Below are 26054 nucleotides of genomic sequence, written 5' to 3' on the forward strand. Positions count from 1 at the left end.
GTGAGGAGAGGAAATGAGGTGAGGACATGGACGATGAGGCATTGGTGGCGGCGCTGAGGCTGCACGACGACCAGGCGATGCTGGCCCTGATCGAGACATACGGCGCGTTCGTCCGGCAGGTGGTCTGGCACAACATGACCAGCGCCTACGAACGCGGCTACACCAACGACATCGAGAATCGCACGTACTACAAGGTCTGGACCAAAATCGCGCAGTTCGACCCGGCCAAGGGCAGCTTCAAGAATTGGCTGGGGGCGATCGCCCAGAACCAAACGCGCGACTACCAGCGGGGGCTGGCCGCCAGCTTCCAGTTTCTGGACATCGACACGGTGAACCTGGTCGAGCCGGCCCCAGAACCAGCGGCGCCGCTGGACACGACCGCGTTATTTTCCGCGTTGAGCGACGACGAACGGGCGGTGTTCGAACGTTTTTTCAACCAGGACCAGACCCCGGCGCAGATCGCCCGGGCCCTGCACATGCGCCGCAGTACCGTGTATCAGCACCTGTCGCGAGGGCGCAAGAAACTGCGCCAAGGAGGTGGCCTGAATGCCTATCTTGAGTAATCCATTCGTCGAGGTCGTCAACGGCATGAACGGGATCAAGACGCGCCCGGTCGGCCTGAGCGACTACCTGCAGCAGCGCTACAACGCGCGGAAGGCGTCCTTGTACATCACAATGCAGCAGGTGCTGGCCAAGGTCACGGCCATGCTTGCGCCCGGCGAGCGCATCGTCAACATGATGCCGATGACCAACGAGGAGAACTCCGCGATGGCAACCGACGGCGTGATGGGTATGTACGCGCCCAAGACCGAAGACACCAAGCAGTACCTGAAGGCGCAAGACAGCCTGCGTGGTAACCGCCTGATGGTGTTCACCACCACCCGCATCCTGTTTTTCACCGTCATCGAGTTCCTGGACCGCGACGACGCCTACTTCTCGTACCCCTACGACCACATCAAGAAGCTCCAGCTGGCGGAGCGGTCGATGAACTACCTGACCCAAAAACCGGTGAATACGCAGCTCAAGATGCCAGGGACTGCGGGCAAAAACACCGCGGCGGGAACTGCGGCGGATGATAAGTCCGCGCAGGCACCGGTGGCCGGCGCCGCGGCGGTCGAACTAGGGGCGGCTGAAGACGAGTCCAACCCGGGCCCCGATGCCGAAGCGACCGATGCCACTGACCAAGCGGCGGCCGCGGCCAAGCCGCGCCGGCGCGGTTTGGTCGACAGCATCGCCCAGGCGACCGGCTCGGCCGACGGGGGCCTGGTCAACGCCCAGAAGACCTGGCAGCGCGAGAACCGCATGTGGTACGTGCTGGATTTTCAGACCAGCGACGGCAACGTGTTCACCGAGAGCTTGACGAAGCTCAACGGTGAGCAGTTCAAGCGCAACCTCCTGACCATCCCGGGGATGCAAGACATCGAAGTCACCGAGCACGTGACCCGCAACAACGGCTTCGAAAACATCGCCAGCAACACCACCCTCCAGGCCCGGGCGATGATCGGCTGCATGACCGTTTTGATCGTGCCGGTGACCATCTACCTGATCTGGATGTGCATCCAAACCCTCCTCGGCAACGCGTAACCCCGAGCCGCCGCCCCTCGCGGCGGCTTTTTTGATGCCGCGACGCTGGCCGGTCCCGACGCTGGCAAAATCGGCCCCGCCGCAATGCGACGAGGCCGATTCTTTAATGTGTCTGCTTATCCGATTCCGAAGACGCGGCCTTGTGCTTCTTGCTGCGACGCGTGATCAGCCAAAAGCCGAGCAGCGCGAACGCGACGCCGATGGTCAAGGGAACGGGACGCGGATTGCTGACCCCAGGGCCCGCTGGCGAGTACATAATCAGGTAAAACCCGATAGCCAGGAACAGCAACCCGGCGGAGCCGTAGCTCTTTTTCACTTACTTCTCGACGCCAACTTGGAAGTAGAGAACAGACGCCCAGCGTTGCGCCTTGATCGTTGCCTTTGCCAGCTTGGCGGCGGCATCGAGGTCTTCCATGTTGGTTTCGAACAGCAGCTTCATGCCGGACTTCTTGACGAACTTGAACGTGACGCCGTTTTCGTTGTAAGCGTTGAGGGTTTCGATCATCTTGTCGGCGGAAATCGGTGCGTTAATAAAAATCATGAGATTGGCTCCTTTGATTATTGGTGGGTACAACTACATGATAAGCCTTTGGTCCGGGTAAGCGCAACCAGCAGGTCGCCGCAAAGCCCGGGGTTGTCCCCAAGAAACGAACAGGCGGCACAACGCCAACGCGTTGTGCCGCCTGCTTTGGGCTTTTGCCTAGTCCTCGACGGATTCTTCCTGAACCTTGCTGGAGGCCAGGACGAACGGCATCCAGATGACGAAGGCGACAATCATGTTGAACAGCGCGAGCAGCGCAGCACGGAAGTCGAAGTTCGTCGCCATGAAGGCGTTCAGAACCGGTGGGGTAATCCAAGGCACCGCGATCTGAACTGGGTTGACCCAGCCAGCGATGGTGACAAGGTAAGCGATGATGGTGTTAACAACAGGAGCCACGATGAACGGAATGAAGTAAACCGCGTTCAAAACGATTGGCAGACCGAACATAACAGGCTCGTTGATGTTGAACAGGCCAGGGGCAAAGGCCAGCTTTGCGACGGTGCGTTCATCAGCACGCTTGGAGAAGATCAAGATAGCGATCAGCAGAACAATGGTACCACCTGAACCGCCGAACCAAACGTAGGCATCGAAGGATCCGCGTACCCACTGGAACGGAAGTGGCTGGTGGTTGGCCAGGGCCTGGATGTTTTGAATCTGGGAAGTCCCCCAGATGGATTCCAGAACCGGGCCGAGCACGTTAGGACCATGGATCCCGAAGAACCAGAAGACCTGAACGAGCAGGGAAACCAGGATAACCATCCAACCACTCTGACCCGCGTGCAGCAGCGGTGCCTGGATCGTGGCAGACAGCCAGTCCCCGAACACTTTGCCGGTGAAGGTGGTGAAGAAGTAGTTGATGATGGCAACCAGGTACAGGGCCGCGATCCCTGGGATCAGGGACGTGAAGGCCTTAGAAACTGCAGGTGGGACGGTGTCTGGCATCTTGATGGAGATATCCTTCTTCATCAGGAAAATGTATACAACCAGCGCCAAAGCACCGAAAATCATGGCAGTAAACAGACTTGCAGAGCCTAAGTTAGCCGTGGAGAACGCAGAGTTGACGGTGACGGAAGAGCTGGTCGCCGGAGCACCAGCGTCGGTCAGGGTCTTAACTGCGGCAGCACCGAGCTTACCGAACTTGGCGGTATCGATGGCGAACGTGGTCGTCCCGTTGATACCCATGAAGAACGCAGCCAGGGAAATCAAGGTCCCGGCAACGCCGTCAACGTCGTACTGGCTGGACAGGTTGTAGCCCCACATTGCGGCGAAGAAGATCGCGAAGATCGTCAGCGATGCCGTCCCTACCGTGTTGTCGATCGTGATGATCGGCTGAACCGCCTGAACGAAGCCGTCCCAACCCCATTGAGTTGGGTAGGTTTGAAGCAGCGCGTTCAGCAAGGTGGACAAAGAACCAGCCATGGTGATTGGCAGCGTGGCGATAAAGGCATCACGCAGCGCAACCAACCACCGAATTGAGCCGATTTTCGCCGCAACAGGCACGACGTACTTTTCAAGCCAATTCATAATTGCTTGCATATATCTAACCTCCCTAAGATTTGAGCAAACCCTTGCGTACCCGCTGGTCGAATTCATGACATGTCACGCATTGGTGGGGACATGTATGGACTAGTGTGTACAAACAATGATTCGATGAGCCGCATTCGCCGCCGGCCATCACGTCTGATGATGACGGCTAACTGATCCAACCCCCCCGGATAGGACCAGTGACAGCTCCCGATTTCGGCCGAAATCGATGTGACCCGCACGGCCACAATGCCAAGTGTAACCGGTTGCACCTCAAAAGTATAGGATTTAAGCGTACAAAAAAACGTGGAAACATTTATAAAACAAGTTTTATATTTGGAACAAGTCCCAAATTCGGCAGCGTTTTCCCGGCCGCTGGTGGCCGGTGTACCCGATTTCACGCGGTTCGCCGGTTCACCGACCGGTTGGGCAACCGCATTCACGACGGGAAATATTCCGGTGTCGCGACCGTCGCGACACCGGTCACCGCGACCGCGGCAACGCAAAAATGCCGGGCGGCGGCCCGACATTTTCGGTAGGCGTTGCGTTCGGCTTATTCCTGCGGCTGGGCTTCTTGCACCCGGCTGGAGGCCATGACGAACGGCACCCAGATGGCGAAGGCGACAATCATGTTGAAGATGGCCAAGGCACCGGCTCGCCAGTCGAAGTTGGTCGCCATCACGGCGTTCAGCACTGGCGGCGTGATCCAAGGCACCGCAATCTGCACCGGGTTCACCCAGCCGGCCGCGGTCACGAAGTAGGCGACGGTCACGTTGACCACCGGGGCTAGGAGGAACGGGATGAAGTAGATGGCGTTCAACACGATCGGCAGCCCGAACATCACGGGTTCGTTGATGTTGAACAGGCCAGGGGCCAGGGCCAGCTTGGCCACGGCCTTTTCGTCGGCCCGTTTGGAGAAAATCAGTAGGGCGATCAAAAGCACGATGGTCCCACCGGAGCCGCCGAACCACACGTAGGCGTCAAAGGAGCCACGCACCCACTTGAACGGCAGCGCATCGCCGGCGGCCAGGGCCTGGATGTTTTGGATTTGGGAGGTCCCCCAGATGGACTCCAGGACCGGGGCCAACACGTTCGGCCCGTGAATCCCGAAGAACCAGAACACCTGAACCAACAGCGTGACCAGGATCACCATGCCGGCGCCTTGCCCGGCGTGGAGCAGCGGCGCCTGAATCGTGGCGGAGAGCCAGTCCCCGAACACGTGGCCGGTGACGCTGGTGAAAATGTGGTTGACAATCGACACGACGTACAGCGCCGCAATCCCCGGAATCAGGGACGTGAAGGCCTTGGCGACGGCCGGCGGCACACTGTCGGGCATCTTGATCGTGATGTCTTTGCGCATCAGCCAGATGTAGATCACCGAGGCCAAGGCCCCGAAGAGCATGGCGGTGAACAGGCTGGTGGAGCCGAGGTTCGAGGTGGAGAAGGCGGAGTTGATGGTCAGCGCCTTGTCACCGACCACGACGCCGGCGTCCGTCAGGATTTTGGTTGCGGCCTTGGACAGGTTATTGCCCAAGACAATGCTGGCGGTGCCGTTGATCCCCATGAAGAAGGCGGCCAAAGACACCAAGGCACCGGCCACGCCATCCACGTCGTACTGGCTGGACAGGTGGTAGCCCCACATGGCGGCGAAGAAGACCCCGAAAATGGTCAAGGACGCGGTGCCGATGGTGGAGTTCACCGCGATGAACGGCTGCACGAAGTCAACGAAGCCGTTCCAGCCCCATTGCGCGGGGTAGGTACCTAAAAGGGCGTTAAAAAGGGTGGCCAGGGAACCGGCCATGGTGATCGGCATGGTGGCGATGAAGGCGTCGCGCAGCGCCACGAGCCAGCGAATCGAGCCGATTTTCGCCGCGACGGGCACGACGTATTTTTCAAGCCAATTCATCAAAGCTTCCATAGAGTGTTCCTCCTAACTTAGGCGCCGGCAAGCGGCGCGTCAAGCCGGGCTGGGCCCGGTGGTGGGAGTGCGGTGCAAAAATGGAATCCTGGCCAGAATTCGGTGGCGTTCCTGCCACAATCTAAGCGTAACCGATTGACCAACCCCATGTACAATAATTAGATATGGTGGTTAATTATTTGGCCGCCGAGCGCCGGCGCGAAGGGACGACGCGGCGGTGGCACCGCATGTCGGCGCGAAACCGGTCTTGTGGCGGCACCGGGCGGTTATGGTGACGGTTAGCCACTGCCTGGACAATATTTGTCGCAATGGAACTTGTCACGACCCGGCCGGCGTATTTCCCGGGCAATTGTAGCGCTGCGGTCGCCGATCGCCGCCTGGCCGCCGGAGTTGACAGCCGGTGCGACGATTGCTTGGAACGGCGGCCGCCAGCCCCAACCCGTTAGGACGGCGGCCGGCCACGCCAAAAAACCCACCCGGCGGCAGTCGGGTGGGGGATGGGGACTTGGGGTTAAAGCGTCTCTGCGGCCTGGGCGTCGGCCAGCTTGTGGGCCAACAGCTCGATCAGGTAGATGATCGGCACCTGGGTGGTGAGGTTCAGGTCGCCGTGCTTGATTTCGGGCATGTAGTAGGCCAAGACCAGGTCGGACATGTGGGCCAGCGTCGAGTCCGAACGGTTGGTCAGGGCGATGACGAACACGCCGTTTTGCTGGGCCCGGGAGGCCATTTCGATCACCTGCTGGCTTTCGCCGGACACGGACAGCGCGATCATCACGGTGTCTTGCAGCACCGGGTTTTGAACCGGGAACGGGTAATCAGTGTCGGTGATGGCCAGGCTGAACTTGCCGACGTTGGACCAGTACCGCGCCCCGTACTCGGCGAGGGCCTGGCCGGTGCCGATGCCGCAAAGTAGGACCATCGGCGCCGGTTGAATGTGGGTCAAAGCCCGGTCGATCAGCTGCGTGAAGTCCGGGGAGTTCACGCTTTCGAAGAACTCGGCGACGGGAATGGAGATGTCGTAGCCGGTTTGGGGCTGGGCGGCGGCGAGCTTGGCGCGGTGCTGCTTGAGGGCGTAGCGGAGCTCGGAGTAGCCCTCAAAGCCCATTTTGTTGGCGAAGCGCAGAATCGTGGTGGTGCTGACATGGGCCTTTTCCGCCAGCTCACGGATGGTCATCTTCTCCACGCTGGCCTGGTGCTGGTTGATATAGGTGTAAACGGCCGACTCGAGGCCGTTCAGGGTCCGCAACTTGTCATACGGGAACACGCCTTCATCTCCTACTGACGATTTTCTTCACTCATCATACCATAACGACGCGCTGTCACCGTGGGAAAAATGGCCGGCAGCGGCGGCTTCTGATTTGGCCAAACTTGTGGCATAATGTATACGGCCTACTATCACACTAACGGAGGAAGCGGCATTCATGAAAATTGCTGTCGTCGGCTGCACCCATGCGGGTACTGCGGCCGTTCACGAGATCCTGGCGAAGCAGCCGGACGCCCAAGTCGATATTTTTGAACGTCGCGCGGACATCAGCTTTTTGTCCTGCGGCATCGCCTTGTACTTGGAGGGCATGGTGCCCAAGCTCGAATCGATGTTCTATGATTCCCCCGCCGGCCTGGAGTCACTGGGGCCGAACGTTCACGTTCATCTGCGCCACGACGTCACGGCGCTGGACGCGCGGTTCCACCGCTTCGAGGTCCAAAACATGGCGACCGGCGAGTCCTTCACCCAGGACTACGACAAGCTGATCGTCACCACCGGCTCGTACCCGGTGGTGCCGCCGCTTCAGGGCATCAGCCTGCCGCGCATCCTGATGTGCAAGAACGCAGACGACGCCAAGGCGATTAAGGAAACCGCCAAGGATGCCGAGACCATCGCCATCGTCGGCGGTGGCTACATCGGCGTCGAGCTGGCCGAGGCCTACAGTCGCACCGGTCACCACGTGCTGTTCATCAACGGCGTTCACCGGCTGCTCAGCCACTACGTCGACGCGCCGATCGGCGATCTGATCGAGGCCGAGCTCAACGCGCATGGCGTCGACACGCACCTCAATGAAGTCGCGCTGCAGTTCGACTCCGATGAGTCCCACGCCTACATTCGCACGGACAAAACGGAACACACCGCCGATTTTGCGGTGGTGTGCGTTGGGTTTCAGCCGATGACCGAGCTGGTCGACGGCCAGGTGAAGACCAACGCGGATGGCTCGATTCACGTCAATGACTACATGCAGACCTCGGATCCCGATATTTACGCCGCCGGGGATGCCGTGGCGGTGCATTTTAACCCCACGGGTAAGGACGCCTACGCACCGCTGGCCACCAACGCGGTGCGGCAGGGCAAGCTCGCCGGCATCAACGTGCTGGGCAACCGCGTGAAGTACATGGGGACCCAGTCGACCAGCGCGATGCGCGTGTACAACCACACGCTGGCCTGCACCGGCCTGACCCTGGACCACGCGCTGAAGCTGAAGCTGCCGGCCGCCGCGGTCACCCTGAAGGAGAACTACCGCCCGGAGTTCATGCCGACCACCGCACCGATCACGATGCGGCTGGTTTACAACACCGAGACCCGCGGCATCCTGGGGGCCCAGCTGTACAGCAAGTACGACATCGTGCAGTCGGCCAACCTGCTGTCGGTGATGATTCAAAACCGCAACACGATTGACGACTTGGCCTACGTGGACATGCTGTTCAACCCGCATTACAACAAGCCGTGGAACTACCTGAACCTGCTGGGCCAAGCCGCCGTCGCGCAGGCAGACCAAGCGCAATAGGAGGACTATTATGTGGAACCTGATCGGGGTCGCGGCCTGGGTGCTTGTGATCTGCTACCTGATTTTCATCGTGCTGAACATCCGTCACCGCCACCTGCGCATGCTGGTGCTGCACCGCAAGAACCGCGCCGGGCTCACGCTTTTGGTCGACCTGATCGAGGTGGTGGTGCTGGTCGCCGCCGTCTACGGCATGAGCTGGGTGACCTGGCTGCGGCCGGTTGATTACACCGACACCGCTAGCATCCGGCTGCACTACACCTACCACAAGCTGATCATCCAGCCGGACGCGACGCGCTCGTACTACGTGACGGTCAAAACGGGCACCGGCGCCGATGCCGCCGCGGTGCGTTACTACACGTACTGGACGGAAGGCGCCAAGACCGAGATCACCAGCCGCAACGCCGACATCGCCAGCGCGACCAACGCACTGACGCTCAAGGCCTCCGCCTACCCGTGGGACACCACGGCCCTGGCCGCCTTGGACCGCACGGCGGAAAAGGCCTGGGTGGCGTCGCTGCGAGCCACGTATAAGTCGACGTTCCTGAACGGCCTGGGCATGCACATCGGCCACCAGGCGCAGCGCTTCGACCTGATCCGCGTTCCCAACGAAACCGTGATCAAGGTCCTGCCGCTGGGCGAAGACGAGTAACGCAAAAGCACGGGCTCCCAAATTGGGGGTCCGTGCTTTTGCGTCAGCCGACCAGCACCGCGTGGTCGACGTTGAGGATGTAATGGACGGCGTCGGCCAGCTGCCGCTCCGAAAAGAAGCGGATGTCCTGGTGCTCGCCGAGGTTGTCGATCTCGATCACCGGTTCGAAGCCGCCGAAGCCGCGCAGCTCGCGGCGCAGCCAGGCGTCCCACACCGCGGTGGTCAGCCCGTTGTTGTTGGCGAGGTTGCGCCGGATGATCACGTTCTTGTTCTCGAAGCGCCGCACCCGCAGCTTGGTGTGCTGCGCCGCGGCCAGGTCGTTGAGGTAGGCAAAATGATCCATGGCTAATCCCTCCCTAGTCTCATGCTCTAAGTCTATTATACAAACAAACGTTCGCTTACGCAAGTTTAGTGGCAAAGAAATCGGGAACGTGGCCGTCGGCGCCATTAAACGGGCTCCGACTCGCAACGCGAACGCGTTTAGCTTGCGCTGGCGCTCGAAGCAAGGACCGCTTCAAGTGCCAGCGCTACGCTAACCGGTTCGCTAAGTGTGCTCGTCTTCGCCCTCTGATAAACGGGCTGCGGCTCGCAACGCGGGAGCGGCTTGCTACGCCGCGTCACTCGGGGCCAGGCCCGGGCCCCAAGCACCACGGCTAGGCAAGCCGTCCCGCTTAAGGCGCTCGTCTTCGCCCTCTGATAAACGGGCTCCGACTCGCAACGCGAACGCGTTTAGCTTGCGCTGGCGCTCGAAGCAAGGACCGCTTCAAGTGCCAGCGCTACGCTAACCGGTTCGCTAAGTGTGCTCGTCTTCGCCCTCTGCAAATAAACTGCTCTTTTGGCTCAAAGTTCGGTATACTAAAGGGGATACAAATCGAGGAGGTTACAACCGTGAGTGAGAAGGAACAAGTAAGTGCGTTCTCTCAGGAGATCATCGCGTTTCAGCGAAAGAACAATCTGACTGATACTGAAATGGCGCTCAATAGTCACGTGTCCGTCGAACACATCCACAACATCAAGGCAATGCGCGAGGCACCGGAACCGTCGATCGTGGCGAGTCTCCGCGATTACATGGAACACAAGCCAACAGGCAAGTAGACAAGGTTGAGTCGCTGGCAGCGGCTCTTTTTTCTTACCAAAAATCAGTGAATTAGCTTTACTTATCTTTAGTAAGTGATAAGATAGACCTCGTAAACAACTTTGGGAGGGATTCTTATGACAATTGTGAATGGCTATGAACAAAGCGACAACGAGCGACCGCTGAAGATCGTGAACCTGCCGGCGCTTGAAAAAGACGCGCAAAAGATTATTCCCAAGGGTGGTTTCGGCTACATCGTGGGTGGCGCCGAGGACGACTGGACGCTGCGCCAGAACACGCAGGCGTTCACCCACGCGCAGATTGTGCCCAAAGCTCTGTCCAACATTGAGCAACCATCGACTGCGACCACGGTGTTCGGCATTGACCTGAAGACGCCGATTATGATGGCACCGGTGGCCGCCCAGGGGCTCGCCCATGCCAAGGGCGAGGTTGACACGGCCAAGGGCGTCGCTGCGGTCGGCGGCCTGATGAGCCAAAGCACGTACAGCTCGACCTCCATCGCAGCCACCGCGGCTGCCGGCAACGGCGCCCCGCAGTTCTTCCAGCTCTACATGAGCAAGGACTGGACCTTCAACTACGCCCTGCTGGACGAGGCGAAAAAGGCTGGCGTGAAGGCCATCCTCCTGACCGTTGATGCGACCGTCGACGGTTACCGCGAGGCCGACATTGTCAACGACTTCCAGTTCCCGATTCCGATGGCCAACCTCGAGAAGTTCTCCGAAGGCGCCGGCAAGGGCCAGGGCATCGGCGAAATCTACGCCGCCGCCGCTCAGAAAATCGGCCCGGATGACGTGCGGCACATCGCGGCTCACACGGATCTGCCGGTGATCGTCAAGGGCATTGAGTCCGTCGAAGACGCCTTGCTCGCGATCGGGGCCGGTGCGGCCGGCATCTACGTCTCCAACCACGGCGGTCGCCAGCTCAACGGCGGCCCGGCGGCGTTCGACGTGCTGCCGGCGATCGCCAAGGCGGTCAACCACCGGGTGCCGATCATCTTCGACTCCGGCGTTCGCCGCGGCAGCCACGTCTTCAAGGCCCTGGCGGCCGGCGCCGACCTGGTCGCTATCGGCCGGCCTGCCGTGTACGGCCTGGCGCTTGGTGGGGCCCAGGGGGTTCAAAGCGTGTTTGAGGCTCTGAACCACGAGCTTGAGATCACCATGCAGCTGGCCGGCACCAAGACCATCGCTGACGTCAAGCAGGCGCCGCTCACCCACTTTAATTACGCAGACTAACGCATGGCTTCCACGCCCGAGATTATTTCCCGGGAAATCATGCGGTCAGCGCGGCGCGTCCCTGTGACGCGCCGCGTTTTTGCACGGGTCAGGCAATCGCCACGTGAAAGCTTTTACATCTAGGCCCGGCCTAGTATAATGAAGGCAGAGGTGAACGCGATGAAAGTGTTGATTTTGTACGCATCGATCACGGGCAATGCCAAGGGCATGGCGCGGATTCTGGATCAGTTCTTCAAACACGCCGGGGCCGAGACCACCGTCGGCACTATGCAGCAAACCGACGCGGCGACGCTGAACGACTACGACGCGATTGTGCTGTCGACCTACACCTGGTCCGGTGGCACCATTCCCGAGGAGTCCGAGGACTTCTACGCCGATCTGGAAAAGGTCGACTTCAGCCAGGGCCCCTTGGTGTTCGGCGTGGTCGGCACCGGCGATCCGTTCTACGGCGCGGATTACAACACGGCGCCGGACCTGTTCACGGCGGCGCTGCGAGCCAGCGGGGCCGTGCGTGGCGCCACCACCGTCAAAATCGAGCAAAACGCGACGGAAGGTGACATGCCGGCGTTCGCCCAGTTCACCAAGTCGGTGGTGGCCAAGGTCAAGGACGTGCAGGCGGCCAAGCAGTAAGCGGCGCGGCGGCCCGGTCTGATTGCGCAGTGCCGCGGTCGGCGGCTTACCGCGCTGGCGGCGTTGTTCGGGCCACTTTGCGCTTGAGCTTCGGCGGCCGGTGACCGGTCGCGGCGCGTTCGGTTCAGCAGGAAGGGAGCGAGCATTATGGATGAGATCATTTACTTTAACCCAGGCGATGCGGTGGCGCAGGATCACGATTTTGCGGCGGCGCGGCGCAGCGCGGAGATTTTCAAGGCCAAGTCGGTCAAGGACTTGGGCCTGGTGGTCGGCAAGGACGACGACGGCAAGTTCGCCGTTTTTTACGAAGGCGCGGCCCAGGACCCGCACCCCGGCGCCGAACCGGCCACCAAGTACACGATTCTGGCGCATCTGTGAGCTTCGGGCAACGCAAAAACAGGGACGGCTGATGGCACCGCGAATCCGGTGTCGTCAGCCGTCCCTGTTTTGATGTGGGCTTACGCCAGCACTTTGGCGCGTTGGGCCAAAATCAGCTGGGTGATGCCCTTGGCGATGTTCTCGTTGCGCAAAAGCGGCCCGTGAGCGTAGCTGCCGAAGGTGTTCTTGTAGCGCATGCCCTCGACGCCGTCGTCCGGGTTGTTGCCGTAACCTTGAACCATCGTGCCCAGCGGCTGCAGCTTGTCGGCGTCGTCGAAGTAGGTGCGGCCGCTGTGGTTCTCGAAGGCGCGAACCGTGCCGAATTCGGTCTCGAACTCGGTGTCGCCGATCATCCGGGCGTCGGCCTTGAACACGGTGTGAAGCGGCAAAATGCTCAGCCCCGGAATCTTGGTGCCGCTTGAGGTCATGTAGTAGCTGCCGAGCAGCTGGTAGCCGCCGCAGATGGCCAGCATCGGCTTGCCGGCCTCGATGTAGTCGCGCAAGGTGTCGCGCAGCCGCGGCAGGTCCTTGGCGACCACCGTTTGTTCGTAGTCCTGGCCGCCGCCGAAAAACACGAAGTCGTACTGCATCGCATCGAAGTCGGCGCCGAGGCTGATGTTGTCGACGGCCACCGGGTAACCGGCGCGGTTGAGCCAGTAGCGCAGGATTTTCACATCGCCGCTGTCGCCGTACGTGTTCATCAGGTCTTCATATAGGTACGCGATTCGAATCGTGTCTGCCATGTCAGTCTCCCTTTCCATGCACGGATTATGCTTGATTCTAACACAGAATGGGGGAAAAAACAGCAGGCCGGCTCAGCTCAGGCCAGGCACCAAAAAAACGGCGGCCACGCGGGGCTGCCGTTGAGAAGGTGCCAAATGGGGCTTAAAGCGGGGACGGGCCGCGGCGCTTACAGGTACTGCCGCAAGAAGGCGGCGGTGTGAGCGGCGACTTGGCGGTTGCCCTCGGCGCTGAGGTGCAGCCGGTCCGGGCCCTTGAAGTAGTTGGCGTCCTGCAGCGCGAAGTGGTAAAGGTCGTTGATCGCGACGCCGTGGGTCTGCATGATCGGCAGCGCGGCGGCGTTGTAGGCTCGTACCACCGCGTCATCGTAGGTGATGTCGATGTCGATGCCGGTGTTGTCGGTGGCGTGGCCGGTGTAACGCACCGGCAGCGTGGTGGCGAACACCAGGTGCTTGGTGTGTTGGCCGAGGAACTCGGCCAGGCGGGTCAGGAAGTAACGGTACTCCGGCAGCGGGTGCAGCCGCTCCAGCATCGGCGGCTCTGGATTCATGTCCCAGTAGCCGTTGTTCCAGTGAATCACATCGACGTCGCCGTATTCGTGCAGCAGCTGGTTGGCCTGCCACAGCGTAAACGTGGTGTCTCGTCCGTTTTCCGGGGAGAAAAGGGTCTCGGCCACCGGGGCGAGCTCGCGGCGCAGGTCTTCTTGGTAGCCCATGCGCATCGAATCGCCCAGCAGCAGGACGCGGGGTTTGGTCATGTCGTGCCTCCTATGTTGTGAGCCGCACGGCAGACGCGACGTGACCGTCATTGCCTAGGCGAGCCGGGGGCGGCGCCACAAGTCGGGGTCTGGCTACTGTGCGAGCATTTTGACCAGCACCTGCTGGGTCACGGTGCGGTGCTTGGACGCCGCGGAGAAGAACATGACCTGGTTGGTGAGGCCGTACTTTTTGAACAGCGGCAGCTTGCCGGCGTAGACGCCGGTCGCCTTGCCGTTTTTGAAAATCAGCTTGGTGCGGTACTTGGCCACCTGGGCTTTGCTCAGCGGCAGGGTCGCCACACTGCCTTGCTTCTGGTAGTTGCGGTAAATCTTGGGCTGCACCACGGCCAGGTCGATTTCGCTGGCGGCGATGCCGTCGACCAGCCGCTGCATCGCGGCGGAGCTTTGGGAGATGGTGTCCCAGGTGACCACCAAGTTGTCCTTATCCTTATCGTAGGTGACCCACTTTTCCACCTGCTTCTTGACGCCGGGCTGGGCGTCGTCGTTGGCCACGTTGACGAACACGCCGATGTTGAAGGCCTGGCCCTTGGCCGTCACCTGCGTGTAGACGAAGTAGCCGGCCAAGACCACGGCGACGGCGATGGCCGCGGCGGCCTTCCAGTAGTAGCCGGCCAGGTACCGGAACTTCTCCTCCCGGGAGATGTCCGAGTGCAAAACGTTTTTGAGCTGATTGTGAACTTCGTATTTAGGCATGTCGCGCTTCCGATCTATCTGGATTTGTCAGCGAGTGGCAACTGCTTCCAAAGCCATGTTACCACGAAAGCGTGGCGGCCGCGCGGTGAAGCTGGGGGGTGTCGCCGCAACGGGCGGGTCGGCGCAGGTGGCTGCGAGCCGCGACGGGCGAAAGGCAACCGGCGGCGGAATCGCAATGGTGGGGCTGCGTGGCACCGGTGGGGTTGCGTGGTGCCGGGGAAGGGCGGCACCAGAGGGATGCGTGGCACCAGGGAAAGCGTGGCGCCGGAGAATGCGTGGCACCGGCGGGAAATCGTTACGCCGGGAAATACGATTCTCCACCGGCGAAAGGCGTTGCGCAATGGCCGCATCGAACCACCCGACGCTACTGCGGGTTCGCCCGGTGCCGCTGCACAACCCTTTCGTCGGTCGTTCGCTAAAGCGCCTGAATCCGCCGCAGCGCGTTGGCGGTGTCGTCGATCGCCTGATCGGCGCAGTAGCGGTAAGGCGGCACCTCGGCCGTGACGGCGCCGTTGTAGCCGATGTCTTTCAGCGCCGCCATCACCGCCGGCCAGTTCACATCGCCGGCCAACAGCGGCACGAAGCCCTGGATGTTGCCGATGCTGGTGCGGAAGTCCTTCACATGCACCTTCAGCACCAGCTCGGCCAACACGTGCAGCCACTGCTCGGGGAACCCGCACTGCAGCACGTTGCCGACGTCGAAATACGCACCGATGGCCGGGTGGTTGAGTTCGGTGATGAACTGCCGCATGGCCAGCGGCGTCATCAGGAAGTTGTTCCACACGTTTTCCACCCCGACGGCCACGCCGGTACCGCTGGCGTAGTCGCCGATTGCCGCAAGCGATGCCTGGGCTCGGTCGTAGGCGGCCTGATAGTCCGTGCCGGCTTCAATCACCGCCGGCACGATCAGCACCGTGTCGCCGCCGACCGCCTGGGCCGCGTCGATCATGCGCCTGGCCACCGCGATGCCCCGGGCCCGAACCGCCGCGTCCGGGCTGCTCAAAACGGCCTGCCAGTGCAGCCCGGTCGAGACGCTCGACACCGCAAGTCCCGCGTCGCGACTCAGCGCGGCCATCTGAGTCAGTTCCGCGTCGGTGACCGCCTCCGTCAACAGCCCCAGCGCCTGGGCCTGGGGTGTCGCCGCCACCATGTCCAGCTCCAGGTGGTCGTACCCGGCCGCCTTGGCCCGGGTGAAAATCGTCGCCATCGGCATGTCGGCCGGGGCACAGCCCGTGTTTAGTCCAATGGTTACCATGTTAGTCCTCCTTATTCGGGTCTGGTTCGGGGATGCGGCGCAAGGGCTTGGCGGCATCCGTCACGCCCATTATGGACGCTCAACGGGCCGGTGTAAGCGGATGCGCGACGGTGTGGCCGATATCAGACATTTCCTAGCCGATTGCGGCATTTTGCAAGCGCTTTTGCGGGTATTCTACAGGTATTCCAGACTCGAAGGAGGATCATTATGACGATTAAAGTGGGACTGGTCGGCCTGGGCTTCATGGGCAACGGCCACCTCAGGAACTACCTGCGCCTGCAAGAAGAAGGCGTGGATGTGAAGCTGGTTGCGATTTGCGACGTGGATCCCAAGAAGCGCAAGGGGGCGCTGGTCGCCGGCAATCTGCCGGTCGGTGTGGCCGGCGACGTTGATTTTTCGCAGTTCAATTTTTACGCCGACATGGCCGACATGATTGCGCATGAGGACCTCGATTACGTCGACCTCGTCACCCCGACTTACACCCACAGCCCGTTGGCGGTCCAGGCGATGCACCTCGGCGTCAACGTGCTGAGCGAAAAGCCGATGGCGATTTCCAGCGCCGATTGCGCCAAAATGATTGCGGCGGCCGAGGAAACGGGTAAAAAGGTGATGGTCGCGCAGTGCCTACGCTTCCATCCGGCTTACGCTTACGTGAAAGCTGCGGTTGACTCTGGCCGCTACGGTAGCGCTGTCAATGCATCGTTTTATCGCGGCGGCACGACCCCGCGGTGGTCTTGGAACAATTGGATGATGCAAAAGGAGCTGGCCGGCGGCTGCCTGCTGGACCAGCACATTCACGACGTCGACACGATCAACTGGCTGTTCGGCATTCCGGCCAAGGTCGCGACCATCGGCCAAAACGTGATCGAAACCAGCGGCTACGATGCCGTCAGCACCAACTACATTTACCCGACCGGCGGCGTGATTCAGGCCTCGGACAACTGGACCATCAACTCCGACGACTACGGCTTCGAGATGCGCTTCCGCGTCGACTTCGAGCACGGGTCCATCCGCTACGAGAACGGCAAGGTGACCGATTTTCCGTACGGTGCCGCCAGCTTCGAGCCGGAACTTGACGCAAACGACGGCTACTACAACGAGATCCGCTTCTTCATCGACTGCGTCCAAAACGACCGCGACCCGCAGGACCGGCTGCCGTTGAGTTCCACCATGGCAACCATCCAGATCGCCGAGGCCGAGGTTCGCTCGGCGGATGACGGCGGCGCGGTGGCGGCCGTGACACTGTAGCGACAGGTGAGGCGCCGAATCTAATCCGGCGCCTTTTTGCTGTCATCAAAAAAGCTCCCGCGGCAGGAGGGTCGCGGGAGTCGGCGATACATTAGGCTTGCTCGAGGCGCAGAATTTCCTGCGCTTCCTCGAAGTGGTTGGTGATCAGCCCAGTGACGTTCGGCAGGCGGCTGAGGCGCCGCATCTGCCACGGGTCGTCGATGGTCCAGATGCGTTGCGGCAAGTCGAGGTCGTCGAAGTAGCGGTCGGGGTGCAGCACGTCGGTCAGCAGACCGATGGTACCCCAGCTCGGCATCACCGTGCCTTCCGTCAAGAAGCAACGCTGCATCTGCGGCGCAATCGCGTGAATGGCGACCAGGCTGTCCGGGTTGAACGAACAGTAGACGGTTCGCGCCGCGACGCCGTACTGCTCGACCAGCGCCTGCACCTGGGCTTCCAGGCCTTCGTAGCGGTAGCGGGTGGTTTTGAACTCGATGTCCAAAAGGGCCGAGGAATCGGCGACGGCCGTCAGGAATTCCTTGAACGTCGGAATCGGCTCCCCGTTGGCCAGACGGAACTCGCGCAGCTGCGCCAGGGTGTAGTCCTTGATGGCGCCGTGGCCCGAGCTGGTGCGGTCGACCCACTCGTCGTGCATGATCACCAGCTCACCATCGGCGGTGCGGTGAACGTCGGTTTCGACGCCGTCGATGCCGTGGCTCACGGCGTAGCGGAACCCGGCCAGACTATTTTCAGGGAAACGGGCGGGATACCCGCGGTGACCGAAAATCTGGATTGACATGATTGCCTCCTGATTGATAAACGTTGTTACAGTGATTTGGGTTCATGCACCGCCTCGATAGTCAGGCGCATGTTTTCAGAATATTGGGGATCCTCGAGCAGGTAAACCGACAGCACATCGACGACGTAGAGCAGGGAAAATTGCGTGTTGATGAATGACTCGTTGTCTAAAAACAGGGAGTTGTAGACCAGTACGGTGTAGTCGCTGAGCTCGGTCAAGGGACTTTGAGAGAAGCTGGTGAATGACACAATCTGCACGTGATTGTTACGCGCAATTTTGACGCTTTGGATAATCTCGGGCGTGTTACCGGAGTTGGAAATGCTGATGATCAAGTCGTCTTGACCCAGCAGTGCGGTGGCGATGCGCATCGCGTCGCCGTCCGTGCAGGCGAAGGCGACGATGCCCATGCGTGACAGGCGCGACTGAAGCTCCAGGGCGGTGAGCCCTGAGCTGCCAATACCGAACACGTAGACGCGCTTGGCATTGGCAATCAGCGAGGTGACGTGCAAAATAACGGACTCATCGACGGAGCTGATAGTGTGTTGCACCACTTTTTTGTAGAACTCATTGACCTGCGTCAGGGTGGTGTGGCTGGGATCTTTTTGCTTCGCCGCATCGCCGTTAGCGGTCGACACGGCCAGCTTGATCTTGAAATCGGCGTAGTTGGCACACTTCATTTTTTTGCAAAAGCGCGTGACCGAGGCGATGGACGAGTGAGCGCGAGCGGCCAGGTCCGTGATGGTCATGGATTGAACGAGCTTCGGATTGTGGATGATGAACATGGCAATCGTGCGTTCCTTCGGTGCAAACGAATTGTAGCTCTTTTCGATCTCTTCAAGGATGTTCAATGGTGGCCCTCTTTTCCTCTTATGATGTGGAAGTTCCCGAGATGCCGGTGGTCCGGCATGAACTTGGTAAATCAGTTGTCAGCTTATCATACCACCTTGGGTGCTTCCACGGGCTCACAAACACCTGACGTCCTTGGCGCGGCGACCTAGGCTTCTTGCTTGAGCGTCTCAATCTGTTTGACGAAGCGCTCGGCAATCTGCTGGGGCCGGGTGATGGCGCCACCGACGACCACTGAGTAGGCGCCGAGCGATAGCACCAGCTTGGCCTTTTCCGGGGTGTCGATGTTACCCTCCGCGATGACCGGGGTATGCACCGTGTTGAGCACATCGCGGAGATAGGCAAAGTCGTGGTCGGCGATGTTTTGACCGCGGGTGTAATCCGTGTAGCCACGCAGGGTAGTGCCGATGAAGTCGAAGCCGAGGTTCTCGGCGTTGATGGCTTCTTCTAGCGTTGAAGTGTCGGCCATCAGCAGCACGTCTGGATACGTGTCGCGGGTGTAGGCGACCAGCTGCGCCAGACTCTGTTCCGGGCGGGGCTGCGTCGTCGCGTCCATGGCAATAATCGGGACGTGGCAGGCCGCCAGCGCGTCGACTTCCTTCGCGGTGGCGGTGATGTACACTTTGGAGCCCGGGTAGTCGCGCTTGATAATGCCGATGATCGGCAGTGACACAACCTGTTGAATCGCCCGGATGTCCGTGACGGTGTTCGCCCGGATGCCCACCGCCTTAGCCTGCTTGGCCGCAATCGCCATCTTTGCCATGATTTCCGATCCGAATAGGGGTTCGCTGGCTAATGCCTGGCAGGAAACAATCAGCCCGCGATGAATCAAGGTCATCACACTCATTTTGCATTCTCCTTTAGTTGCAACATTTGACTAAAACATAGCACTTGGCAAAAATTATTTCAACTAGAAAAATTTGGCAAAAATTACCGTTAACCAAGTACACGAAACGGACGAGAAAATGTGATTCGGTGCCGACTTCGACCTCTTGGCGGCAAGACCGTCGTAGTAATTCTCGCCACTTCTTTGACAGATTGAAAAAAAAGTAACATGAACTGCGACGAATTAACCCTGAATTAAGGGCATTTTCAAAATCGAATACGTGACAAATCACAAAAAAAGAAATTTTAGTCTGGCAGTTTGGCCGGCTTCCCTTGCGGCTTCTAGCACCGCGCCTGTTTTTGACATCTCGAAAAAATATTTTCTAAAATAAACTGTTGAAATAATTTTTTTCGTCTGCTAACATGATGGCGACCGCAAGTAAGCGCTTCACTTTCGGGCGGATTGGACGACCATCAGAATGAATGAGGAGGAGGAGTTTATGAGAGGCAAGAACTCAGCTAAGTATTTCTACCTGTTTATTTCGCCCTGGCTGATCGGCTTCTTTATTTTCACGGTAGGGCCGATGCTCTACTCGCTTTACATGTCCTTCACGAACTACAACGGGATTGGCACCGCGACTTTTGTCGGGCTAGATAACTACAAGGCCCTGACGCACGACCCGCTGTTTTGGAAGGCGCTGTGGAACACCCTGATTTACACGGTCTTCGGGGTGCCGTTGGGCTTGATTGTCGGGTACCTCCTGGCCTACCTGCTGAACGCCAAGGTCCACTTCATGAAGCTGTTTCGCACCATCTTCTACATACCGTCGCTGGTGCCGGCGGTGGCCAGTTCGCTGCTCTGGGTGCTGATTTTTCAGCCGGACTTCGGGATTGCCAACTCGATTCTCGAATTCTTCCATCTGCCTCCATCTGCCTGGTTGCTGAGCGAGACGATGGTGAAGCCGGCCTTGATCATCATGAGCCTCTGGGGTGCCGGCGGCGGGATGATCATCTACCTGGCCGGTCTCCAGCAGGTTCCCGAGGCGCTGTACGAGGCGGCCGAGCTGGATGGCGCAAGCAAGTTTCGTCAGTTCTTCACCATCACCATTCCGATGACCTCGAACGTGATCTTCTTCAACCTGATCATGGGGATGATTGGCTCGTTCCAGATCTTCACGACGGCCTACATCGTCGGCAACGGGCAGGGTGGTCCGAACAATTCCGCGCTGTTCTTCGTGGTTTACCTTTACCAAAACGCCTTCTCGTTCTTCAAGATGGGTTACGCGTCGGCGCTGGCATGGGTGTTGTTCGTCATCATCTTGATCGTGACCCTGATTCAGTTCAAGGTTGTGGGCAAGCATGTGTACTACGAGGTTGACTGAGAGGAGGTCGTGTCGTGGAAAGTACCGTTAATCATGTTAAATCGGAACACGTGGCGAAGCTGCACAGCAAAAAGCACACCGCCCGTGTGACCAAAATTGTGACCTACACGCTGCTGGTCTTGCTCTCAGTGGTCTTCTTGTTCCCGTTCATCTGGATGGTTTTCGCTTCACTGAAGCCGGAAGACGAGATCATGGCCTTCCCGCCAAGCGTCTTTCCCAAGGTCTGGGACTTCAAGAACTTCGGCGAGGTGTTCAAGCTGATCGAGTTCGCCACCTTCTATAAGAACACGGTCTTTGTCACCGTGCTCGGGGTTATCGGGACGGTCTGCTCGTCGACCCTAGTCGCTTACGGCTTTGCGCGATTAGAGGCCAAGGGCAAAAACGTCTGGTTTGTCCTGCTGCTGGCGACGATGATGCTGCCATCGCAGGTGACCATGATCCCGGTTTACCTGATCTACTCGAACCTGAACCTGGTCAACACCTTCGTGCCGCTGGTGTTGGGTTCGTTCTTTGGTAATGCGTACTACATCTTCCTAATGCGTCAGTTCTTCCTCACTATTCCGCGTGAGCTTGAGGAATCGGCGTACCTCGACGGGGCGGGGGTGTTCGGCATCTTCTGGCACATTATGGTACCGCTTTCTCGCCCGTCTATTATCACCGTCACACTGTTATCGTTTATGGGCTTTTGGAACGACTTCATGACGCCGTTGATCTACTTGAACGACACCAGCAAGTACACGCTGGCGCTTGGGATCATGCAGCTGAAGGGGAGTCTGAACGTCACTTGGGGGCCGCTGATGGCGGCGAGCCTGATGGTGATCGTTCCAGTTATCATCGTGTTCTTTATTGGTCAGAAGTACTTTATTGAGGGTATTGCAACCACCGGGAGTACCGGTAAGTAAGCCAATTAAGGAGAGAGACATAATGAAAAAAGGTGCATGGATTGGAATGGGCATGGTCGCGATGGCGCTACTGCTGACGGCTTGCGGAAGTGGCGGCAAGTCGGGCGGCGCCAAGAACGCATCTAAGCCGACGCTGAAGATTATGACCTGGAACGTTGACCCAGGGAACGCGAAGCGCGAGCAAGAGGTCTTCGATGAGTTCACCAAGGACACCGGCATCAAGGTGGAGCAGGTGACGGCCGACTACAACAAGTACAACGAAAAGTTCATGACCATGGCGGCCGGCAAGAAGTTGCCTGATCTGACCTGGATTCTGCCGAACTCGTTTTCGAAGTTCGTCAGCGAAGGGCTGCTGCTGCCGCTTGACGAGTACGTCAAAAAAGACATCGACACCTCCAAGCTGGTGCCAAGGGTTATGGACTTCGGGAAGGTCGACGGCAAGCAGTACGGGATGACGCGCGACTACTCCACCACGTTCATGACTTACAACAAGGACATGTTCGATAAGGCCGGGGTGGCCTATCCGAAACCCGGCTGGACCTGGGACGACTTCATGAAGATCGCCGACAAGTTCAAGAAGGTTCAAAACGGCAAGACGGTCCAATTCGCTGTGACCGATATGAACACAACGGCATCGCTGCTGTCGATGGCCGGCTCATATTTGGTCAATATGGATGAAAAAATTACCTTTGACGATGCCCAAAGCCTTAAATACGTCAAGATGTACCGGGACATGGTCAACAAGTACAACTACCAGCCAAGCGCTGCCCAGATGCAAGGGGTCAACAACGCGTTCCTGGCGCAGAAAACCGCGATGCAATCCGGTGGGGTCTGGGAATGGAAGAACTTCAAGGAAAACGCGAAGTTCAACTGGGACATCACGACCTTCCCACGCGGCAAGGCCGGCAAGCTGATCGCCAACCAGCAGCAGATTGCCATCACCAGCCAGACCAAGCACAAGGCCGAGGCCTGGAAGCTGCTGAAGTGGCTGACCTATGGCCGCGGTCAAAAGATTCAAGGCGACAAGCTCGGTGCGGTGTCCGTGCTGAAGTCCAATGTGAACGACATGGCCAAGGTTGACTACGCACCGGAACACGCCACCATCTTGATGGACGAAATCAACTCCGGTCGCCCGGTGCAACCTAACCCGTACATCAGCTCTTTCTCTGAAATTGAAAGTGGCTACATCACCCAGCTTTCCAACTTCGTGCAAAACAAGACCAGTGACAAGAAGATCGACGCCACGCTGAAGAAGCTCGCCGCTGACGATCGCCAAAAGTTTGGACTGAAATAGATGAAAAGACTGAATGAACTGCTGCTCCTTGGCTTTGATAAAATCTACCTCCTGGTCTGCGTCAGCATGACCTTCTGGCTTCATCTGATCAAATCACTGTTCGTGCGTCACGCCTACACCAACGCGATGCAGCTGGTGGGTGCCTACGAGAAAGTGGCTTCGCACCGCTACGGCCGCTTCCGCGATGCCTTTCGCGACAGTCAAGATCAGTTTCGGCCGACGCGTCGTCAGCAGATACTCTACCTGCTGACGCTGGGCTACTGGCTGGTCTTCGTGGCGGTTCCCGTCCGGCTCTCCGCGGTTGCGCTGGCGCCACGGGTGATTCGCACCTATGCCTTGGGGATGTTTCTGCTGACGCTTTTGTACTGGTTGTTTGCAGGCAGCACCCAGTCGCACCACAGCTTTGTGATGGATGTTTTGGCCTTTGCCAACTACACAGCACATCATTTGGTCAAGTTGCTTTTGCTCCTCGTCCTTCTGGTTGCGTCCTTTGAATTCTCGATTGCTAACTTCGTGTTCGGGCTCTTCTTCCTACCTGGGATTATCGTAGCCGAAGTCGTCTCGTTCTATAAGGGACTGACGGCAGAGACCCTAATCTTCGGCTAGGCCTAGACCGCCGGACGCGTGTCAAAATAAGCCGGATTTTCGCGAATTGTCCCCCAATTGACGAAGATCTGGCTTATTTACGGAAAGATGTTATTCCTACAATTCAACAGGTGAGGTTATCGTTATGCAAATTCTGTATGTTCCTTTGGATGAACGGCCGTGCAACTATGCTTATCCGCTGCGAGCCGTCAAGACAGTCAACGGCGTCAGGGTCGTGTCACCGGCCGCGGACATTCTCCCGCACAAGAAGACGCCGGCCGACACCGATGCGCTGTGGCAGTTCGTGGCGGCCCATGTGGCGGCGTCGGACATCGCCATTCTCTCCACCGAAATGCTGATGTACGGCGGGTTGATTCCGTCGCGGCTGCACCACAAGGCAGAGGCCGAGATTGACACGTTCATCGACCGGGTCGCCGCGCTGAAGCAACAAAACCCGCGGCTGGTGGTTTACCTGTCCAGCATGATTATGCGAACGCCGCAGTACAGCAGCGCCGAGGAGGAGCCCGATTACTACGAGGAGTACGGCCGGCGGATCTTCCAGTACGGGGCGTTCACCGATCTCACCCAGCGTGGCACCATCAGCGAATCGGAGCAGGCCGAATTTACCAAAATCAAGGCGGAGGTCCCGGTCGAAATCATCGAAGACTTCACCACGCGGCGCAAGTTCAACAAGCAGGTCACGCAGCGGCTGATCAAGCTGGTGAAGGCCGGTGCTATCGATTTCATGGTGATTCCACAAGACGACTCACACGAGCTTGGCTTCACCGCGATGGACCAAAAAGACATTTACCCGATGGTTCGCAATCTGAACTTGAGCGACCAGATTCTGATTTACCCCGGGGCCGATGAGGTCGGCTATGATTTGCTGGCCCGGGCGGTCAACCGCAGTCGCTTCGCCCAACCCAAGATTTACGTTGAGTTCACCTCAATCAATGGCCCGTTCATCGTTCCGGGTTACGAGGACCGTGAGCTTGGCGAAAGCCTGAAGTCCCACGTCCTGGTCACCGGGAGCCGGTTGACCACCGACATCAACCAGGCAGACTTCGTGCTCGCCTACAACACGGCCGGCAAGCGCATGGGTGAGGCCGCCTATCAGTTCAACGCTCACGAGATTAGCTACGACCGCAACCGCAACCTGCCGTACTTCGTCGCCGCCATTCAGGCGCTGGCCAGCGAGGGCAAGCGCATTGCGGTGTGTGATGCGGCGTATTCCAACGGCGCGGATTTCCAGCTGTTCCAGCTGCTGGCGAAGGACCCGACGATGATGAGTCACCTGCTCAGCTACCGGGGCTGGAACACCAACTGCAACACGCTGGGCAGCACCTTGTCCGAGGCGATTTTTGCCCTGGATTGCGAGGATAAGGCGCATCGCGAGAACCTGTACTCGGAGGTGCTGGATGATGTCTTCTACCAGGCAATCATTCGCGACGAGATTCAACAAATCGAGAAGAACGAGCCAAACAAGGCCCTGGGCATCAACTACTTTAACCTGTACGACAAGCAACCTGCGCTGACGGCGCGGATGGTGGCAGAGCTGCGCGACCTCACGCAGGAGTACCTGCCAACTGTGTTCATTGACGGTCAGTTCGACATTGAGCTGAGCTTCCCGTGGAACCGGTTGTTTGAACTTTATTGCAACGTCACCTTTGCACACTAATTGTAGGAGAGGCACATCATGCAAAGCATTCACTTTGTTGGTTTTGAGGACTTCATCGAAGCCAACCGTGATTTTTTGAAGGAGCTCGGCGTTCGCGCAGACGAGGGCGGAACGCTTTTGACGCTGGTGCAGACGGCCGAGCGGGAGCTGCTGGTCGAAAAAGGTGACCGCAATCAGATCACCGTGAACTCACCGAGTTACATCGTGCGAGGCCTGCTGCGCTGGCTGAGCCTGGCGCCGGGCGAATCCGTTCGCGAGGTTGTGCGGTTCAACAGCGTGGGGCCGATGGTCGACATGTCCCGCAACGGGGTGATGACAGTTGCGGCCGTCAAGAACCTGCTGAAGCGCCTGGCGCGGCTGGGACTCAACAGCTGCATGCTGTACATGGAAGACGTCTACGAGGTCCCGGCCTACCCGTACTTTGGTTACCTGCGCGGCCGCTACTCGCTGGCCGAGCTGAAGGCAATGGATGACTATGCCGCGGCGCTTCACATCGAGCTGATTCCGGCCATTCAGACGCTGGGCCACCTGGCCAACCCGCTCAAGTGGGGATTCAGCAACGGCTTCAAGGACACCCAGGAACTCTTGCTGGTCGGCTCGGAGAAGACCTACCGCTTCATCGATGCCCTGATTAGTACCCTGCGTCAGGCATTTCGAAGCCACAAGCTGCACCTGGGGATGGATGAGGCGTAGAACCTGGGCAGCGGCATCTACCAGCAGCAA

The 26054-nt window shown here is 59.1% G+C and carries 28 protein-coding genes; 15 read left to right on the forward strand and 13 right to left on the reverse strand.

Annotated elements, in window-relative coordinates; genetic code table 11:
* Positions 1–26 precede the first annotated feature (26 nt).
* Together ACYVRZ_RS03150 and ACYVRZ_RS03155 are read left to right on the forward strand one after the other, a co-directional pair.
* Positions 27–563 (forward strand): RNA polymerase sigma factor, encoded by a 537-nt coding sequence (locus ACYVRZ_RS03150; RefSeq protein WP_461224732.1) that lies wholly within the window; start codon positions 27–29, stop codon positions 561–563.
* On the forward strand, positions 547–1584 hold the full coding sequence (locus ACYVRZ_RS03155; protein ID WP_461224734.1) for a hypothetical protein: 1038 nt from the start codon (positions 547–549) through the stop codon (positions 1582–1584). Before ACYVRZ_RS03150 ends, ACYVRZ_RS03155 begins: the two co-directional genes overlap by 17 nt.
* Before the next feature lie 103 nt (positions 1585–1687).
* On the opposite strand, the gene ACYVRZ_RS03160 is transcribed toward ACYVRZ_RS03155, so the two are convergent.
* From ACYVRZ_RS03160 to ACYVRZ_RS03180, 5 genes are all read right to left on the reverse strand, one after another.
* Positions 1688–1900, reverse strand: a complete 213-nt coding sequence (locus ACYVRZ_RS03160) for a hypothetical protein (RefSeq protein ID WP_461224736.1) — start codon at positions 1898–1900, stop codon at positions 1688–1690.
* Positions 1901–2125: a hypothetical protein gene (locus tag ACYVRZ_RS03165; RefSeq protein ID WP_262315891.1), complete on the reverse strand. Its 225-nt coding sequence runs from the start codon at positions 2123–2125 to the stop codon at positions 1901–1903.
* A gap of 159 nt (positions 2126–2284) precedes the next feature.
* Positions 2285–3661: a PTS sugar transporter subunit IIC gene (locus tag ACYVRZ_RS03170; protein WP_461224738.1), complete on the reverse strand. Its 1377-nt coding sequence runs from the start codon at positions 3659–3661 to the stop codon at positions 2285–2287.
* A 541-nt stretch (positions 3662–4202) separates the two neighbouring features.
* Positions 4203–5567, reverse strand: a complete 1365-nt coding sequence (locus ACYVRZ_RS03175) for a PTS sugar transporter subunit IIC (RefSeq protein ID WP_262315889.1) — start codon at positions 5565–5567, stop codon at positions 4203–4205.
* Between the two features lie 511 nt (positions 5568–6078).
* The gene (locus tag ACYVRZ_RS03180) at positions 6079–6831 is read right to left on the reverse strand and encodes a MurR/RpiR family transcriptional regulator (protein WP_262315888.1); all 753 of its coding nucleotides are present in this window, start codon (positions 6829–6831) and stop codon (positions 6079–6081) included.
* A gap of 157 nt (positions 6832–6988) precedes the next feature.
* On the opposite strand from ACYVRZ_RS03180, the gene ACYVRZ_RS03185 reads away from it, so the two are divergent.
* Together ACYVRZ_RS03185 and ACYVRZ_RS03190 are read left to right on the forward strand one after the other, a co-directional pair.
* Entirely contained in the window at positions 6989–8341 is a 1353-nt protein-coding gene (locus ACYVRZ_RS03185) for an FAD-dependent oxidoreductase (protein ID WP_461224740.1), read from the forward strand.
* Positions 8342–8351: 10 nt separating this feature from the next.
* Entirely contained in the window at positions 8352–8990 is a 639-nt protein-coding gene (locus ACYVRZ_RS03190; RefSeq protein ID WP_461224742.1) for an LVIS_2131 family protein, read from the forward strand.
* Positions 8991–9033: 43 nt separating this feature from the next.
* Here ACYVRZ_RS03190 and ACYVRZ_RS03195 read toward each other — a convergent pair whose 3' ends face one another.
* On the reverse strand, positions 9034–9333 hold the full coding sequence (locus ACYVRZ_RS03195) for a hypothetical protein (RefSeq protein ID WP_461224744.1): 300 nt from the start codon (positions 9331–9333) through the stop codon (positions 9034–9036).
* Between the two features lie 545 nt (positions 9334–9878).
* On the opposite strand from ACYVRZ_RS03195, the gene ACYVRZ_RS03200 reads away from it, so the two are divergent.
* The 4 genes from ACYVRZ_RS03200 (at position 9879) to ACYVRZ_RS03215 (ending at position 12326) form a co-directional block, all read left to right on the forward strand.
* Entirely contained in the window at positions 9879–10085 is a 207-nt protein-coding gene (locus tag ACYVRZ_RS03200; RefSeq protein ID WP_262315884.1) for an LBP_cg2779 family protein, read from the forward strand.
* Between the two features lie 117 nt (positions 10086–10202).
* On the forward strand, positions 10203–11318 hold the full coding sequence (locus ACYVRZ_RS03205) for a lactate oxidase (RefSeq protein WP_461224746.1): 1116 nt from the start codon (positions 10203–10205) through the stop codon (positions 11316–11318).
* A gap of 159 nt (positions 11319–11477) precedes the next feature.
* On the forward strand, positions 11478–11948 hold the full coding sequence (locus ACYVRZ_RS03210; protein WP_461224748.1) for a flavodoxin domain-containing protein: 471 nt from the start codon (positions 11478–11480) through the stop codon (positions 11946–11948).
* A 144-nt stretch (positions 11949–12092) separates the two neighbouring features.
* On the forward strand, positions 12093–12326 hold the full coding sequence (locus tag ACYVRZ_RS03215) for a hypothetical protein (protein ID WP_461224906.1): 234 nt from the start codon (positions 12093–12095) through the stop codon (positions 12324–12326).
* An 80-nt stretch (positions 12327–12406) separates the two neighbouring features.
* Here ACYVRZ_RS03215 and ACYVRZ_RS03220 read toward each other — a convergent pair whose 3' ends face one another.
* The 4 genes from ACYVRZ_RS03220 to ACYVRZ_RS03235 all read right to left on the reverse strand — a co-directional run bounded on the left by ACYVRZ_RS03220 (position 12407) and on the right by ACYVRZ_RS03235 (position 15793).
* Positions 12407–13069, reverse strand: a complete 663-nt coding sequence (locus ACYVRZ_RS03220; protein WP_461224750.1) for a type 1 glutamine amidotransferase — start codon at positions 13067–13069, stop codon at positions 12407–12409.
* A 167-nt stretch (positions 13070–13236) separates the two neighbouring features.
* Entirely contained in the window at positions 13237–13824 is a 588-nt protein-coding gene (locus ACYVRZ_RS03225) for a hypothetical protein (RefSeq protein WP_461224751.1), read from the reverse strand.
* A 93-nt stretch (positions 13825–13917) separates the two neighbouring features.
* Positions 13918–14538, reverse strand: a complete 621-nt coding sequence (locus ACYVRZ_RS03230; protein ID WP_461224753.1) for a hypothetical protein — start codon at positions 14536–14538, stop codon at positions 13918–13920.
* 415 nt (positions 14539–14953) lie between these two features.
* Entirely contained in the window at positions 14954–15793 is an 840-nt protein-coding gene (locus ACYVRZ_RS03235; RefSeq protein WP_461224755.1) for a sugar phosphate isomerase/epimerase family protein, read from the reverse strand.
* A 207-nt stretch (positions 15794–16000) separates the two neighbouring features.
* On the opposite strand from ACYVRZ_RS03235, the gene ACYVRZ_RS03240 reads away from it, so the two are divergent.
* Complete coding sequence (locus ACYVRZ_RS03240; RefSeq protein ID WP_461224757.1) at positions 16001–17041, forward strand: Gfo/Idh/MocA family protein; 1041 nt, start codon at positions 16001–16003, stop codon at positions 17039–17041.
* A 91-nt stretch (positions 17042–17132) separates the two neighbouring features.
* Here the strand turns inward: ACYVRZ_RS03240 and ACYVRZ_RS03245 are convergent, their stop codons facing one another.
* The 3 genes from ACYVRZ_RS03245 to ACYVRZ_RS03255 form a co-directional block, all read right to left on the reverse strand.
* Positions 17133–17819: a glycerophosphodiester phosphodiesterase gene (locus tag ACYVRZ_RS03245; RefSeq protein ID WP_461224759.1), complete on the reverse strand. Its 687-nt coding sequence runs from the start codon at positions 17817–17819 to the stop codon at positions 17133–17135.
* 26 nt (positions 17820–17845) lie between these two features.
* The gene (locus ACYVRZ_RS03250; protein ID WP_461224761.1) at positions 17846–18667 is read right to left on the reverse strand and encodes a MurR/RpiR family transcriptional regulator; all 822 of its coding nucleotides are present in this window, start codon (positions 18665–18667) and stop codon (positions 17846–17848) included.
* Positions 18668–18813: 146 nt separating this feature from the next.
* Complete coding sequence (locus tag ACYVRZ_RS03255) at positions 18814–19512, reverse strand: N-acetylmannosamine-6-phosphate 2-epimerase (RefSeq protein WP_461224763.1); 699 nt, start codon at positions 19510–19512, stop codon at positions 18814–18816.
* A gap of 478 nt (positions 19513–19990) precedes the next feature.
* On the opposite strand from ACYVRZ_RS03255, the gene ACYVRZ_RS03260 reads away from it, so the two are divergent.
* The 6 genes from ACYVRZ_RS03260 (at position 19991) to ACYVRZ_RS03285 (ending at position 26024) form a co-directional block, all read left to right on the forward strand.
* Entirely contained in the window at positions 19991–20872 is an 882-nt protein-coding gene (locus ACYVRZ_RS03260) for a carbohydrate ABC transporter permease (RefSeq protein WP_461224765.1), read from the forward strand.
* 14 nt (positions 20873–20886) lie between these two features.
* The gene (locus ACYVRZ_RS03265; RefSeq protein WP_461224766.1) at positions 20887–21774 is read left to right on the forward strand and encodes a carbohydrate ABC transporter permease; all 888 of its coding nucleotides are present in this window, start codon (positions 20887–20889) and stop codon (positions 21772–21774) included.
* A 22-nt stretch (positions 21775–21796) separates the two neighbouring features.
* The gene (locus ACYVRZ_RS03270; RefSeq protein ID WP_461224768.1) at positions 21797–23068 is read left to right on the forward strand and encodes an ABC transporter substrate-binding protein; all 1272 of its coding nucleotides are present in this window, start codon (positions 21797–21799) and stop codon (positions 23066–23068) included.
* Positions 23069–23674 carry a hypothetical protein gene (locus ACYVRZ_RS03275; RefSeq protein WP_461224770.1) on the forward strand — a complete coding sequence of 202 codons (606 nt, stop codon included), beginning with the start codon at positions 23069–23071 and terminating at the stop codon, positions 23672–23674.
* Positions 23675–23798: 124 nt separating this feature from the next.
* Positions 23799–25331, forward strand: a complete 1533-nt coding sequence (locus tag ACYVRZ_RS03280; protein WP_461224772.1) for a DUF4127 family protein — start codon at positions 23799–23801, stop codon at positions 25329–25331.
* A gap of 18 nt (positions 25332–25349) precedes the next feature.
* Positions 25350–26024, forward strand: coding sequence for a family 20 glycosylhydrolase (locus tag ACYVRZ_RS03285; RefSeq protein WP_461224774.1), 675 nt, complete (start codon positions 25350–25352; stop codon positions 26022–26024).
* Positions 26025–26054 lie beyond the last annotated feature (30 nt).

The organism is Lacticaseibacillus suihuaensis (genome assembly GCF_054785075.1).